The 15,891-nt window shown below is 40.9% G+C and carries 12 protein-coding genes; 3 read left to right on the top strand and 9 right to left on the bottom strand.

Features of this window, described 5'->3' with window-relative positions:
• Window positions 1-1,226 precede the first annotated feature (1,226 nt).
• On the top strand, window positions 1,227-4,745 hold the full coding sequence (locus H6G92_RS00125; RefSeq protein ID WP_190889556.1) for a PA14 domain-containing protein: 3,519 nt from the start codon (window positions 1,227-1,229) through the stop codon (window positions 4,743-4,745).
• A gap of 39 nt (window positions 4,746-4,784) precedes the next feature.
• Here the strand turns inward: H6G92_RS00125 and H6G92_RS00120 are convergent, their stop codons facing one another.
• The 4 genes from H6G92_RS00120 to H6G92_RS00105 all read right to left on the bottom strand — a co-directional run bounded on the left by H6G92_RS00120 (window position 4,785) and on the right by H6G92_RS00105 (window position 9,234).
• Complete coding sequence (locus H6G92_RS00120) at window positions 4,785-6,335, bottom strand: mercuric reductase (RefSeq protein ID WP_190889554.1); 1,551 nt, start codon at window positions 6,333-6,335, stop codon at window positions 4,785-4,787.
• Between the two features lie 273 nt (window positions 6,336-6,608).
• A complete protein-coding gene (locus tag H6G92_RS00115) occupies window positions 6,609-7,487 on the bottom strand; it encodes a TVP38/TMEM64 family protein (RefSeq protein ID WP_242059015.1) in 879 nt (292 codons plus the stop codon).
• The gene (locus tag H6G92_RS00110; protein WP_190889552.1) at window positions 7,456-8,214 is read right to left on the bottom strand and encodes a TVP38/TMEM64 family protein; all 759 of its coding nucleotides are present in this window, start codon (window positions 8,212-8,214) and stop codon (window positions 7,456-7,458) included. Before H6G92_RS00110 ends, H6G92_RS00115 begins: the two co-directional genes overlap by 32 nt.
• Window positions 8,215-8,523: 309 nt before the next feature.
• A complete protein-coding gene (locus H6G92_RS00105; RefSeq protein WP_190889550.1) occupies window positions 8,524-9,234 on the bottom strand; it encodes a TIGR04283 family arsenosugar biosynthesis glycosyltransferase in 711 nt (236 codons plus the stop codon).
• 49 nt (window positions 9,235-9,283) lie between these two features.
• Between H6G92_RS00105 and H6G92_RS00100 the strand changes: the two genes are divergently transcribed.
• Complete coding sequence (locus tag H6G92_RS00100; RefSeq protein ID WP_190889548.1) at window positions 9,284-9,862, top strand: Uma2 family endonuclease; 579 nt, start codon at window positions 9,284-9,286, stop codon at window positions 9,860-9,862.
• 97 nt (window positions 9,863-9,959) lie between these two features.
• Here the strand turns inward: H6G92_RS00100 and H6G92_RS00095 are convergent, their stop codons facing one another.
• Window positions 9,960-10,526, bottom strand: a complete 567-nt coding sequence (locus tag H6G92_RS00095) for a DUF2808 domain-containing protein (RefSeq protein ID WP_190889547.1) — start codon at window positions 10,524-10,526, stop codon at window positions 9,960-9,962.
• 22 nt (window positions 10,527-10,548) lie between these two features.
• Window positions 10,549-10,986, bottom strand: coding sequence for a DoxX family protein (locus tag H6G92_RS00090; protein ID WP_190889546.1), 438 nt, complete (start codon window positions 10,984-10,986; stop codon window positions 10,549-10,551).
• Between the two features lie 189 nt (window positions 10,987-11,175).
• Between H6G92_RS00090 and H6G92_RS00085 the strand changes: the two genes are divergently transcribed.
• The gene (locus H6G92_RS00085) at window positions 11,176-13,350 is read left to right on the top strand and encodes a DEAD/DEAH box helicase (RefSeq protein WP_190889545.1); all 2,175 of its coding nucleotides are present in this window, start codon (window positions 11,176-11,178) and stop codon (window positions 13,348-13,350) included.
• Between the two features lie 42 nt (window positions 13,351-13,392).
• Here H6G92_RS00085 and H6G92_RS00080 read toward each other — a convergent pair whose 3' ends face one another.
• The 3 genes from H6G92_RS00080 to H6G92_RS00070 form a co-directional block, all read right to left on the bottom strand.
• Window positions 13,393-14,268, bottom strand: a complete 876-nt coding sequence (locus H6G92_RS00080; RefSeq protein ID WP_190889544.1) for an SMP-30/gluconolactonase/LRE family protein — start codon at window positions 14,266-14,268, stop codon at window positions 13,393-13,395.
• Between the two features lie 381 nt (window positions 14,269-14,649).
• Entirely contained in the window at window positions 14,650-15,588 is a 939-nt protein-coding gene (locus H6G92_RS00075) for an NAD-dependent epimerase/dehydratase family protein (protein ID WP_190889543.1), read from the bottom strand.
• A complete protein-coding gene (locus H6G92_RS00070; protein WP_190889542.1) occupies window positions 15,576-15,755 on the bottom strand; it encodes a hypothetical protein in 180 nt (59 codons plus the stop codon). Before H6G92_RS00070 ends, H6G92_RS00075 begins: the two co-directional genes overlap by 13 nt.
• Between the last annotated feature and the right edge of the window lie 136 nt (window positions 15,756-15,891).

Genomic DNA, 15,891 nt, shown 5'->3' with positions numbered 1-15,891 from the left:
AATAGGGTTTCGGAAGCTAATAATTCTTTGCGATCGCTAGATAGTCTACCTACAACAGCTTTACTCGAATAAGTATGATAATCGGGCAATTCTAACAGATTAGACCTCTTGCATAATTATTTTGTGGTATGGTTAAAAGTTTAGAAAAAATCCATATCAAAATCTATACAGAGAATTTTTGTTACCTCATGAGGATGTCTGATAGAGATAGAAAGCAAATTTTGAAAACCCCTGATTGTACCATAATTTATTTTTGCAAGAGGTCTATTGTATTACCTAGCTTAAATTCCTGACTGATGAGGCTTTTGCAAAACTTTTCGCTCCACTGACTTTAGATTACTACTATATCTCTGCTGATTCTTGTAACAAAAATATGAATTTGTAGCCAATATCAAGCATAGATAAATAATTCTTGTTCAAATCTTTAAATGTTAAAATTTTCTTTACACAATTTTTATATAAATAATAACTATGCGGTTAAAAAACATGAGATCATCCGGTGGATTGGGAATTTTTATTTAAAAATAATCAAAACTTTGATATTCCTTTAAAAAGGTATAGATCAATGTGAATATTTAAACAAAGTTCCACAATAAAGATAGACATAATACGGTGATATATTGTCAAATATATAATTGATTCATCCAAAAACAATACCTAAAGTTAAAAATGTAAATTCTAACTTTTAATTACCTAGGCATATATTTACCCCGCTTGGGTATTGCTTCGGCTCAACTTCATGCACCTGCACATTAGTGAGATTAGAAGCTCTGAAAAAAGAGAATTTATGATTTTTGATGCATGTAAATTCAGTTTGGCAAATTTACATGCATCAAAAACTCAGAAATTGGTCGGAAGGAAACAAAAATTCATAAGGGCTAATACACCCTTTGAGTAATCTCTAATATTTATTGGCATACACGTTACCTGCTTTTAGGGAACATATAGCAAGGTATATTACTTTATCCTATTTTAATGTTGATCCAAATAGATAGCAGAGTGGGAAAAATCAGCAAAGGAGCATACATAAAATAAAGTAATTATATCAGCAATTCACTGAAAGAGAATCAGCATTAATAAATATATCAATAGGCAAAGGATTAGCTTATAAATATATTTAAGCTAAAATCATTCCGAATTTTTTGTTGAAAATATTCAATATAAAACTAATCCGAAAGCATTGATTATGGAATTAGTTTTAGCACTATTGTGAGGCATATATCTCAATGAATGATTTACAGAAGCAAGGTCTTAACCAACAGTTGTCAACATCTCCAAGTCCAATAGATAGTAATAGATCATCTCTACAAACGATTGATCCAGCACAATCCAATATTTCCGCTCGGGCTAGCGCCAGTGTGCTATCTCAGGGAGATGGACTCAAAGGAGAGTACTACGACAACATCGACTTCACCAACCTGAAGCAAACTCGCACAGATGCGACGGTGAACTTTAACTGGGGTGGTGTTTCTCCAGATCCGTCCATTGGTGCAGATACCTTCTCAGTGCGTTGGACAGGTCAGGTAGAAGCCAAGTACAGCGAGACTTACAATTTCTACACCACTGCTGATGATGGGGTGCGACTGTGGGTGAATGGTCAACAAATCATCAATAAGTTTGTCAATCAATCCGCCACAGAACACAGCGGCGCGATCGCACTGGTTGCAGGTCAGAAATACGAGATTAAACTTGAATACTACGAAAATCAGTACGCTGCTGTTTCCCAACTGGCTTGGTCAAGCTCCTCTCAGACAAAAGAAATTATTCCTCAGTCCCAACTGTATAGTAATGTCAACATACCTACACCTGGAAATGGCAACGGACTCAAAGGAGAGTACTACGACAACATCGACTTCACCAACCTGAAGCAAACTCGCACAGATGCGACGGTGAACTTTAACTGGGGTGGTGTTTCTCCAGATCCGTCCATTGGTGCAGATACCTTCTCAGTGCGTTGGACAGGTCAGGTGCAAGCCAAGTACAGCGAGACTTACAATTTCTACACCACTAGTGATGATGGTGTGCGACTGTGGGTGAATGGTCAGCAAATCATCAATAAGTTTGTCAATCAATCCGCCACAGAATACAGTGGCGCGATCGCACTGGTTGCAGGTCAGAAATACGAGATTAAACTCGAATACTACGAAAATCAGTACGCTGCTGTCTCCCAACTGGCTTGGTCAAGCTCCTCTCAGACCAAAGAAATCATTCCCCAGTCCCAACTGTATAGTAATGTCAACACACCTACACCTACACCTGGAAATGGCAAGGGACTCAAAGGAGAGTACTACGACAACATCGACTTCACCAACCTGAAGCAAACTCGCACAGATGCGACGGTGAACTTTAACTGGGGCGGTGGTTCTCCAGATCCGTCCATCGGTGCAGATACCTTCTCAGTGCGTTGGACAGGTCAGGTGCAAGCCAAGTACAGCGAGACTTACAATTTCTACACCACTAGTGATGATGGTGTGCGACTGTGGGTGAATGGTCAGCAAATCATCAATAAGTTTGTCAATCAATCCGCCACAGAATACAGTGGCGCGATCGCACTGGTTGCAGGTCAGAAGTACGAGATTAAACTCGAATACTACGAAAATCAGTACGCTGCTGTCTCCCAACTAGCTTGGTCAAGCTCCTCTCAGACCAAAGAAATCATTCCCCAGTCCCAACTGTATTCACCAGTTCTTCAGCCCACCATTACATTAGGATCATCTTCCACCATTGTGAACGAAGGCGACGGGACTGTAACCTTGACTGTGCTGCGAAGTGGTGATCTAAGCGGTACATCTTCAATTAAGTATGCCACTCAAAGTGGTACTGCAAAAGTAGGGGATGACTACGGCAATGGAGGCGAGGAAGTCGAGGGGACACTCACCTTTGCACCAGGAGAAACTAGCAAACAGGTAGCAATTCGGATCGTTAACGATAACATCATAGAAACAGATAAAGCCTTTAGTTTCCTCATTGATCAGCCAGAGGGAGCAACACTAGGAACCCAAAGAACTTTGGGAATTACGATTCAAGACAATGATGGTCAAAGTCTGAGTTTTACTCAGCCACAAGTTAATGAAAATATCGGTAATGCCACGATAAAAGTTACACGGGCTAACGGTTCGGGGACTGCAAGTGTCAACTATACAACCGTCGATGGAACTGCTAAAGCTGGCTCTGACTACCAGGCTATATCTGGAACCTTGACCTTTGCAATAGGAGAAACCAGCAAGAACATTTTGATTGCCATCAAGGATGACACCATTCAGGAAGCAGATGAAGCATTTACTTTGAAGTTTAGTAATGCCGTTGGGATGGTATTGCCTAGTAATCCGGCGGCAACAATAACTATCTTCGGTAATGACTCCAGTTTTAATAAAAACACTTTGGTTTCGGGGTTAGATCAACCCACAGAGTTTGACTGGTCAGCTGACAATAAGCTCATGTTCATTGCCCAAAAAGATGGGATAGTAAAGGTGTTTAACACCGTCACCAACACCTTAGAAGCAAAACCATTTATCGATATTTCTTCAGAGGTAAATAATGTAAGCGATCGCGGTTTATTAGGCATGGCCGTACATCCAGATTTTGGTAAGAGTGCGAACGGCAACAACTACGTTTATCTGTTATTTACCTACGATCCAGTAGAAACCAATGTCAACAATCCCAAGAACAATCCTAATAGCAACTTAGACAATCCCGATAGTGGAGGTAACCGTGCAGCACGGCTAGTTCGGGTGAAAGCTGACCCAAATACTGGTTACAAAACTGCGATCGCCGGCAGTCAAGTCATATTATTAGGCAAAAATAGCACTTGGGACAACATCAGCCGCCCAGACACTGACAGCACATCAGTTAATCTTACTGACGAAACAAAGAACGCTGGGCCATCAGGTATTAAAAACAAAACAACTGGGCAGCTATTTGCCAATGTCCAGGATTATCTCAACGCTATCAAAAACAACAACATTACCAACGTCCAGGATTTTATCGCCACCGACAGTTCAACTCACTCTGTTGGTAGCGTGCGCTTTGGTAACGATGGGACTCTGTTTGTGAGCCTTGGTGATGCTACTTCCTATAACCGAGCCGACCCCCGAGCAGTTCGCGTCCAGGATATTGATAATCTGTCCGGCAAGATCCTGAACATTGATGCCATTACTGGTCAAGGTTTATCAACTAATCCTTACTACAACGGTGATCCCAATAGTAATCGTTCTAAAGTCTATAACTCAGGTGTGCGTAATGCCTTCCGCATCGCCATAAATCAAGAAAGCAATATTCCCTTTATCGGCGATGTAGGCTGGTACTCTTGGGAAGAGGTGAATACTGGTGGGCCAGGCAAAAACTTTGGCTGGCCATACTTTGAGGGTGGATATGATTCAAATGGCAATCTCGTCAACCTCAAACAATTCGTTTATTCTCAACTAGATTCAGCGGCAGAATTCTACAATACTGCTGGCAAAACCGCTACACCACCAATTTACGCCTATGATCATTCAAACGGCGCGACTTCGATCATTGTAGGTGATTTTTACACGGGCGGTGGCTTTAACAATGCTTTGTTTATCGGTAATCCCACCAAAGGAACTATCACTGCTTTAACCTTGGACAATCAGGGTAAAGTTGCCTCAACTACACAGTTTGCTTCTACTGGAGGGGCCCCTGTGGATATTAGGGCTGGAGATGATGGTAAACTTTACTACGTAGACTTGGCATTAGGTAAGATTGATAGCTGGGAACCTGTTTAAAGTTCAAAATTAAATAGGAGTCCCATAGGATCATTTTGCTCAAGATAACTTTGTCAGAAATCCCAACAATTTTTTGGTATTTGATGTCAAAAGTGTACGACGATAAGCATCAGCGGCTTTTTTAATCGCTTCGGCTTGAGTGGGATAAGGATGAATCACACTGCTTAACTTACTCAAGCCGATCTTATTCACCATTGCCGTAGTTACAACTGATATCATTTCACCCGCGTGACTGGCGACAATAGTTGCACCAAGAATTTCATCAGACCCCTTTTTATGATGGATTTTGACAAATCCTGATTCTTCACCATCTGCGATCGCTCGGTCTACACTACTAAAAGGTATGTTGATTGTCGTCACCTGAATACCCAATTTCTGCGCCTCGTGTTCATACAACCCAACATGGGCAATCTCTGGGTCAGTATAAGTTACCCAAGGCATCACCAGACTACTGAGTTTAGAGCGTCCTAAGCCAAAGGGAGAAAACAGCGTATTCTTAATCACAATCCGCGCTGCTGCATCAGCAGCATGGGTAAACTTCCAGTTCATGCAAATATCGCCAGCTGCATAAATTTTGGGATTCGTCGTCTGGAGATAATCATTTACCTTTACACCTTGACGCTTGTCGTATTCCACCCCAACTGATTCTAAATTTAAACCTTCCACATTTGGCGATCGCCCCGCACCAACTAAAATTTCATCTACCGTCACTGAATCTCGATGACCATTGGAGGAAAAGTAAAGCCGTTTCCCCTCAGTGACAGTTACCACTTCTTCCAACTTAGAATTCAGCACCACGCGAATTCCTTCGTTAATCAAAACCTTTTGCAGAATTTTGGCAGCCTCAGCATCTTCTTTATTCAGAAGATGAGAACCGCTATGGAAAAGTACCACCTCAGAACCCAAACGTCGGAAAGCTTGCGCCAATTCGCAACCAATGGGGCCGCCACCAATCACCGCTAAACGTTCCGGTCGTTGAATCAGCGAAAAAACCGTCTCATTAGTTAGATAACCCGCCTTTTCAATTCCCGGAATCGACAATTGTGCGGCTCTCGCGCCAGTCGCAATCACAGCTTTTTTAAATCGGAGGGTTTTGTCGCCAACTTCTACGGTATTTTTACTCGCAAATCGACCGTTACCCAAAAAGACATCGACACCCAAGTTTTTAAACCGCTCCGCCGAGTCGTTATGACTAATATCAGCCCTTATCCGCCGCATCCTTGCCATAACTTTGGGAAAATCAACATCAATATTATGTTTGGGAATATTAACTCCCAAGTTTTGAGCATCCCAGATTTCCCCAACCACGCGAGCAGACCGAATAATAGTTTTAGATGGTACGCAACCAACATTTAAGCAATCTCCACCCATGAGATGCTTTTCAATTAACGCCACTTTTAAACCCAAATCCAGACCCGCCGCCCCCGCAGCCACCACTAAACCCGCCGTACCAGCCCCAATTACTACCAAATCGTAAATATCGGCGGGTTGAGGATTAACCCAATTTGGCGGATGGACGTAAGACACCAACTTTTGGTTATACTCATCCGTTGGGCGAACTGTAACTCTCTCTAAATCTGAATTGGTCATTGGCGAAACCTCTTTTAAGAATTGAAAATACTAAAGTAAACTGCCTTTTGGGGCTATTCAAAATTCAAAATTAAGAATCCCGATAAACTTAGGCGGCTCAGTCTTTTATTTTTTATGCTTGTTTAACAACGAATACAGCCTTTGAATTGTTTTGTCCGTTTGGGAATTGACAAACACGATTGAAGCTTTCCTGTATAAACATTTCAACAATCGATAATTTACAGCAATTTGCAGTTAAATAGACGGCAGTAAGGACGTAACAATTCTACGCCCTTACAATTCTTCTTCTAAAGCTTTTCGCGCAATCCGGGTTACATAAACTGTCACAGCGACTGTAGCAATCAAACCCAAAATCCTAATTGCCCATTGCAAAGTTGGGTTGGTAGGTTGAGCTTCAGTACCAATCATGGCAAGATTACCTGCAAGTGAACCAATATAAACGTACATGATGGTTCCAGGAACCATGCCTACAGAGCCGATAAAGTAATCTTTAAGTGAGACTCCTGTGATGCCAAAGGCATAATTTAATAAATTGAAAGGAAATATCGGGGACAATCGCGTTAACAGGACAATTTTTAATCCTTCTCTACCAACCGCTTGGTCAATGGCGGCAAATTTTTTGTTATCTGCGATTTTCCGAGCAATCCAGCCCCTTGCTAAATAACGTCCCACAAGAAAAGCAGCAGTAGCGCCAAGGGTTGCACCGATAAACACGTAGAGAGAACCCCAAGCTGCACCAAAAATCACACCCGCTCCCAAGGTGAGAATAGAACCTGGGAAAAAAGCGACGGTAGCGATAATGTAAAGAGCAATAAAAGCTATGGCTCCTAATGTACCCAGGCTATCAATCCATTGCAACGAGTCCCGTAAAATGGCTTGGGGATTAAAAGAATTTGGATTTGCAGATTCTTGTGCCAAAGCCGGGTCTGTGTTTAATGCGAAAGCACTCGCCAATATCAGTAATATTAATCCACTTAAGCTGAAAAACCTCTGCAAGTTTCTAGCATCAATATAGCGGTTCCCACTCAGATGTGGTAAAAAATTATATTGCCAAGTGTAGGGGCACGGCACTGCCGTACCCTTACGGGTGTACCTCACATAAGCGAGAACCCCTATATTTTTAAATATCTGAATGATTGTTAGTTTTGTCATGGGTTGTGATTTCTTCTAATGCCACACTTTGAGCTAAAGCTTTTTGAGCAACTTTTGTGATGTACACAGTCACGGCAACGGTAGCAATCAACCCAACTACTTGCATTACCCATTGCCAGACTTGAGTTTCTGGAGTAATTGGTTGATAAGACGTGTTAATCATGGCAAGATTCCCAGCTAAAGAACCAATATAAACGTACATCAAAGTACCGGGAATTATCCCAAAGGAACCTAATATATAGTCTTTGAGGGAAACCTGTGTTACTCCAAAAGCATAATTCAATAAATTGAAAGGAAAAACGGGACAGAGACGAGTCAGCAAGACAATTTTCCATCCCTCTTTGGCAACGGCTAAATCAATCGCTTTAAATTTAGGATGTTTGTCCATTTGTCGGGAAACCCAATCCCGTGAAAGGTAGCGTCCAATGATAAAAGCCAAGATTGCTCCGATTATTGCAGCAATTAGCACATATATTGACCCCCAAAATACTCCAAACAGACAACCGCCTTTGAGCGTTAGGAGGGAACCGGGTATAAACAGTAATGTTGCCAAGTTGTAAATGACTATGTAGGCGATAGGCCCTAAAATGCCAAGACTCTCAACCCAAATGACTGAGGTTTGTAAAAGTCCCTGAAAGTTAAATTGTTTAGCGACAATTATAAGAGTGGCAATTAGGCAACTTAAGAGTAGTAGTTTGAGTTTGGGATTTAATACAAGCTTCCTCATTTTTATAAGTTTTACATTTAGAATCTGAAATTTCGTGTTTAGAACCTGAAGCTTCGTGTTCAGAACTTGAAAGTTCGTCTTCAGAACCTGAAGCTTCGTGTTCAGAACTTGAAATTTCGTGTTTAGAACTTGAAGCTTCGTGTTCAGAACCTGAAATTTCGTGTTCAGAACTTGAAATTTCGTGTTCAGAACTTGAAATTTCGTGTTCAGAACTTGAAAGTTCGTGTTCTGAACCTGAAGCTTCGTGTTATGACCCTTAACACTTCAAATCCAATGCCCTTAAGATATATCACCCAGATGAGAAACAGCTTAAATTCTCTTAAATTTTTCTCGGCGATACCAGCGACGAATTCGCTCAGGGGAAACGCCGATTAAATAAGCAGTAATTACTATTTGATTAAGCAGCGTAGTTTTGAACACTCCCTTTTGCAACCATCTACGGGCTGAGGTAACAACTGGTGTGGGGATAATTACAATCTGTCCTATGCGTTTTAACCGACGCATGAGTTCAAAGTCTTCCATGATAGGCAATTCAGGAAAACCGCCAATTTGCTGAAATACTGCTTTTGTTAAAAAAATTGCTTGGTCGCCGTATGGCATTTGATAAAAATGCGATCGCACATTTATTCCCCACTCCACCCATCGTAAACTTAAAAGTGAGGCATCAATCCGCAAGTTAAATGCACCAGCCACAGTCCCCGGTTGTTGTAGCGCTGTGCGAACCATGCCATCAAACCCAGCAGGTAAACAGGTATCTGCATGAAGAAACAGCAGAATCTCCCCGCTAGCAACTACAGCACCCGCGTTCATTTGCACAGCACGACCGGGAGATGATGAGATAACTGTTACACCTAAAGACTTAGCTATTTCTATAGTGTCATCTTTGGAGCCACCATCTACTATGATTACTTCTATATTTGTATAGCCTTGAGTAGTTGCAATCGCCTCTTTGATATACCCTGCTTCATTAAGAGTCGGAATAATAATAGAAATTTTAACTGCGTCAATATCCTGACTCATAATTCCTTACAATTTAGCTAAAGTTGATGTCATCCTCAAGATAATCCCCATGACAGCTATCACCGTCAACTTGAACCCCATTATCCAACTTACCGACAACCAATTTTATCAACTCTGTCGGGAAAATCCTGAAGTCAAATTTGAACGGAATGCAGAGGGAAAACTACTAATAATGCCACCGACAGGCGGAGAGACTGGAAATCGTAACTCAGAAATTTCGGCAGATTTTGTGATTTGGAATCGCCAAACTCAACTAGGAATTTGCTTCGATTCTTCCACCTGCTTTAAACTTCCCAATGGTGCAAACCGTTCTCCTGATGTAGCTTGGATAAGAAAAGAGAGATGGAATGCACTCACACCTGAAGAACAAGAAAAATTCCCGCCCATTGCTCCAGATTTTGTTTTAGAGTTAATGTCACCAAGTGATAGTTTGCGAGAAACGCAAGCCAAAATGCAAGAATATATCGATAACGGAGTTAAATTAGGCTGGTTAATTAATCCGAAAATGCGTCAGGTAGAAATCTATCGGATTGGTAAACCAATAGAAACACTAGCATCTACCCAAGAATTATCAGGAGAAGATGTTTTACCAGGATTTATTTTAAATTTGCAAATAATCTGGGGATAAATATTTGCGATCGCACTCGCACCTGCGAAATGTGGGTTGCAACAAGTTACCATTACTATACAAACTTGTGTTGTTCACAGCATTAACATAGTGGTGCTTATGGAAACCACCAGTGACTTCTATTGTTGTAAAACTGAAACCGTCCAAAGCCAAGAAATTGTCCGTGAGATTTTTCACCCACCGGGAACGCTGTCACACCCAGTAAGTAGACACCAGAAAAGCTGGGATTCCTCACAGGGCGAAGGGCAATTGTAACTGTCTGTCCCGGAGTTACAGGCGGCTCAAAGTTCACAGTAACTGTGCGTGTCTTGCGTTCCCTGGTGATTGGGCCTAGTGTTAGCCGAGATTCTTTGCGATCGCTCGTTCCGACAAAGGCGCGGGTATCATTAAGATCATAGCGGATGTTTTCTGCTCCTTCTTTTTGTGCGATCGTTACTTTCTGGAGGGGTTCTCCAGCATTCTCCGGCACGTTAATAGTAAAGTAGTAAGTTGCGCCCCAAACATTCACATCTTTATAAGTAGTCGTCGCCTCCACAAGTTTCGGCGGTTGGACAAAGTAGACAGTGCCATCTCTAAGCTGCACCGCTTGAGTCACCGGAATGGTTACTCCCCCAATACCAATTGCTAACGAGAGTGTTATTCCAAACAAAGTTGCAACACGCATGATTCAGATATAAAAAACGCCCTCATTTTAATTTTAGTTCTTTAGGAATGAGTGACTTAGGAATAATAGAAGCTTGTTTTTCCCAATCAGAAGATTTCGTATACCACCAAGCCCAAGCAATTAAAACTGCTTGCAAGGGAAGTCTAACTACGTGTAGCCAAGGTGAATTTGGTATATGTTCAATCTTAATAAGATTAACCGCCATATTAATATTGGCAGGGTAAACAGCAATAAAAAGAGCAAGAAGTCCCCAAGCCGCAGCTTGACTTACAGGCGGGACTAATAAACCGATACCACCCAAAATTTCATAAAAGCCACTCAGATAAACTAATCCTAAAGGGTAAGGTAGTTGCGGCGGCACAATTTTGGCATATTCTTCTGGAACAAGGAAGTGTGTCACTCCAACCACAATGATGCATATAGCAAGAACTACTCGTAATGTTTCCTTATACTTATTCATGATTTTGACTCATTATATACTTGTGTCTATTACTTAAGTTTGACTGACAGATGTTAATCTGACTTGAGTCAATAGGAGGAAAAATTGCCAAAATTTTCCAAAATCCCACTTAATTAAGAGATTGATCTAATTGCCCATCACATCTTACAAGTAAGTGACTGATTCTTTAATCCAATTATTCATAAAAATATGAGCGATGCCTTTAACCGACTTGCACCCTTCATCCAAGAATATATTTATCATCACCAGTGGACTGAATTACGGCCAGTTCAAGTTGCCGCTTGTCAAGTTATATTTGACACCGATGCTCATTTGCTCGTTACTGCTGCAACTGCTGCGGGTAAAACAGAAGCAGCCTTTCTCCCAGTTTTGACTCTATTACATGCCAACCCTGCTGTAACCATAGGGGCATTATATATTAGTCCAATCAAAGCTTTAATTAACGATCAATTTGAGCGCCTCAACGACTTACTTAAAGAAGCAGATATTCCAGTTTGGCACTGGCACGGGGATGTTTCTCAAAGCCGAAAAAACAAGCTTTTAAAAAATCCTCAAGGTATTCTTCAAATTACACCAGAATCTTTAGAAAGTTTGTTAATTAATAAAAATAACGACCTCATTCGCTTATTTGGTGACTTAAGATTTGTCATTATTGATGAAATTCACGCCTTTATGGGTTCGGAACGCGGTTGTCAAATTATTTGCCAATTACAACGTTTAGCAAAGCTGACGCAAAAGCAACCGCGTCGTATTGGTTTGTCTGCAACTCTTGGTGATTACTCACTAGCTGAAAATTGGTTGTGTTCTGGAACAGAGAAGCCAGTGATTACACCAAAAATTGACGGCATAAAACGCCAAATTAAACTAGCTGTAGAACATTTTTATATTACTGATGAAGTAGATGAATCAGAAGCAACAGATTATGAAAAATATATTTTTAACCTTAGTAAATCTCGTAAATGCCTAATATTTGCTAATAATCGGACGCGTACCGAATCTGTAATCGCATCTTTGCGTCAAATTGCTACAGAACAAGGGCTACCAGATATATATCATGTACATCATGGGAGTATATCTGCTAGCTTGCGGCAAGCTGCTGAAAACGCGATGCGCGAACCCAACAATCCAGCAGTTACAGCCGCTACTCTCACTTTAGAATTAGGCATAGATATCGGTCATTTAGAGCGAGTTATTCAGTTAGAATCACCCTTATCTGTAGCTAGCTTTTTACAACGCTTAGGACGTAGTGGTAGAAGAGGGGAAGCTGCCGATATGCGCTTTATCTGCGCTGAAGAAAAACCATTACCAGAAGCTTCTCTACCAGAGCAAATACCCTGGCAACTTTTGCAGTCTATTGCTATCATTCAACTTTATTTTGAGGAGCAATGGATTGAACCAATCAGACCGATTAAATATCCTTTGAGTTTGCTGTATCACCAAACAATGAGTATTTTAACAGCAACGGGAGAACTTTCAGCCAATGCCTTAGCTAAACAAATTTTTAGCTTGCCGCCTTTTACAGCTATTTCCAAAGAAGATTTCCAATTATTGCTCCGCTATTTAATAGATATTGGTCATATTCAGCATACTGAACAAGGTAAATTAATCTTGGGTTTAGTAGGAGAAAAGATTGTCAGAAAATTCCAGTTTTACGCTGTATTTGCTGAACAGCAAGAATATATTGTTAAGCAAAGTGCAACGCAAATTGGCAGTATCGTCACACCGCCTGCTGTTGGCAACCAATTTGCTTTAGCTGGGAGAACTTGGGAAGTCGTAGAAGTTGACTTTAAGAAGAAGGCTATTTTTGTTAAACAAGCTGAGGGGAAAGCTAGTATTTATTGGCGTGGTGGTAGTGGTATTATTCACACCAAAGTTTTGCAACGAATGCAACAGGTTTTATTTGATAATGTCGAGTACAGCTATCTGCAAAAAAATGCTTTGCAACGTTTACGTCAAGTCCGTCAATTGGTACAGCAGGTTGGATTAGATAAACAAAATATCTTGCAATTGGAAAAAGGTAAATGCTGCATCTTTCCCTGGATGGGTACGGTTGCTTACCGCACCCTAGAAAGATTACTCAACTCCTACTGTCGAGAATCGTTAGAAATTACAAGTATTGGCGGAGTAAATCCCTATTATTTAACAATTAAATTAGGCAAGGATAAATTTAAATATCTTTATCATGAAATTGCTTCATTGTGTGAGCAAAGAATTACCTCAGAAGATTTAATCAATACTTCAGAAGCACCAGAAATTCAAAAGTATGACCAATTTATTCCTCATCCACTTTTACGAAAAGCTTTTGCTAGCGATTATTTAGATATGAGAGAACTCAAACAGCAAGTGGCTTCATGGAGAGAATAAACAACAGTAAAATCCTTTAATTCCCTGAAAATTTCTAAAATTCTAAAAATTATTAGCAGGTAATCCAGTAACATCAGTTTCGAGGGCAAACAAATCACCAGCGTAGAAACTTTTTTCGATCTCTGCTTGGCTCAGTCCTACTGAAGCAGTAGTAATGTAGAGTGTTTGCAAATCCTCGCCCCCAAAAGTACAACTGGTTGGCAATTGCACAGGTAGCTTTATCCGCAATATCTCTTCACCCTTGGGGTTGAAACGAATCACACACCATCCATCCCACATAGCTGACCAAATATGCCCTTTACTGTCTATTGTCAACCCATCTGGGTAGAAGGGTTCATGAGTTAAATCAACAAAAATGCGACGATTAGTAATGTTTCCTGTTATTGAATTAAAGTCGTAAGCGTATATTTTTTGCTGAGGAGAATCTGTCAGATAAAATGTCTTTTGATCAGGACTCCATCCCAGACCGTTAGAGATAGTCAATCCCGTTTCCATGACATGCAATGAACCATCATGATCATAGCGATAGAGGCTAGCCTGCGGTTTTTCCAATGTACACATTGAACCGAACCAAAAACGTCCTTGAGGGTCACATTTACCATCATTTAGTCGGTTGTCTGGTAGATTTTCTTCAATTTCCAAAATGGTATTAACTTCACCTGTCTGGGTGTTGAGAAATGCCAGGTGATGACGCAGTGCGATAATTAATCTATCTGCACCCGCTGTTGCGATCGCACCTACGACATCTCCGACGTCAAAAAAGCAGTTTTTCCCTGTGGCAGGATGAAACTGATGCACCCGATGGTTAAAAATATCGACCCAGTACAGTAGGTTTTGGTTAGAGTCCCACATGGGGCCTTCACCTAAGCGGGCACGGACTTCTAGAACATTATGGAGTGGATATTGTAACTTGTTCATTTTATTAACCAACAACACCATTTACAGAAACCAATTTAAGCGAAATTGACGCAATGCGTTCAAAAACGTTTGCTTACTTACTTATAGACAACAGGCAAAAATATTATTTATATTCAAGTAAAAACTAAAGACGTAATAAATTGCGTCTTTCCCAGGTAAAAGAAAAACTAATCCTTTTGACTAATGTTCAGATTCCCAACTTTTTAAAGGATGTCTGAGAAGTATCAAATATTTCTTGATCACCCGTAACCCCCTTAATAAGTGGGGAATAACAGTCTTAAAGTCCCCCTTAAAAAGGAGGAGTTAGGGGGATCTCTAAGGGTTAGACCTATACAAAAGAACTTTTGAGATATCCTCTTAGATAAGTTGGAAATCTTCTTCTTAAACAGCTTGTAAAATCTCCTCATCTACAGAGAAATCAACATCAGCTTTGTCTTTCGCATGAGCCAAATAATCATTTTCCAGAGAGTCTTGTAACCCAGAAATTAAATCATATTCAGGTTGCCAGTTTAATTCTGTTTGCGCTTTGTTCACCGAAGCAAAGAAATGCTGCACCCGCATCGGAAAAGCTTTGCGCTTGCCAAAATCAAACTTTTTCGGGTCGTAATGGACGATTTTAACAGCATCGGGTGATTTCCCAGCCGCGATCGCACTAGCACGGGCTAAACCATCAAAAGTGACAAAGCGATCGCCAGAGATATTATAAATCTGTCCTATGGCTTGTTCATTACCCAAAACCTGAGTCATTGCCTGTGCTAAGTCTTTTACATGACCTAGCTGCGTGATATGCAAGCCATTTCCGGGGATTGGAATGGGGCGATCACGCACAATTCTGTCAAAAAACCAGCCTTCCAACTCATTATAATTACGAGGCCCGTAAATATAAGTAGGACGAATAGAGGTAAAGGGCAATCCCAATTGAGTTAAGTAAGCTTCTGTTTCATGTTTACCCTTATGGCGACTTTTAGGATCTACTGGATCACCTTCTACATGGGGCAATTGGTCAGATTTGAGATATACTCCCGCAGAACTCATATACACAAAATGTTGCACTCGACCTTGAAAAATTTCTGCTAGTGGTTGAGTATCAGTAAGTTCCCGCCCGTTATTGTCAAAAATGACATCAAAGTTTTCTTGTGATAACTTTGCTTTTAATTGAGTAGCATCAGTGCGATCGCCTATAATTTGTCCTACTCCCTGTAAAGAAGGTGCTGGTTTATTTCCACGATTGAACAGCACCACCTCATGTCCTTGTTCCACTAGTAGTTGAGTCAAATAGACACCAATGAACCGAGTACCACCCATAATTAAAATTCGCATAAATTCACCATTTCTATATCAGTTGTCGTCAAAGGATTGGGAACTGGAGACTGGCGACTAGGGAAGAGGCTAAGAGGCAGGAGAATAATCAAAATGCCTAATTCCCAATGTCCCATGCCCAATCCCCAAGCCGCAATGCCCAATCTGAGATTATCAGGTTGCAGCATCCATCTGGAACCTCTGAGGGAAAGATTGCGTCTTATGTGCTAATCTGGGGCGCTTCCCGTTAATTAATCACAAGGGGAAACTTTTCAGTTAACGTCATCAAGTTGGCTTTTGTATTTTCCATTTATTCAAGTTAGC

This window comes from Nostoc foliaceum FACHB-393 (genome assembly GCF_014698505.1).
GTDB lineage: Bacteria > Cyanobacteriota > Cyanobacteriia > Cyanobacteriales > Nostocaceae > Nostoc > Nostoc foliaceum_A.
This window is presented reverse-complemented; position numbering and strand designations above follow the sequence as displayed.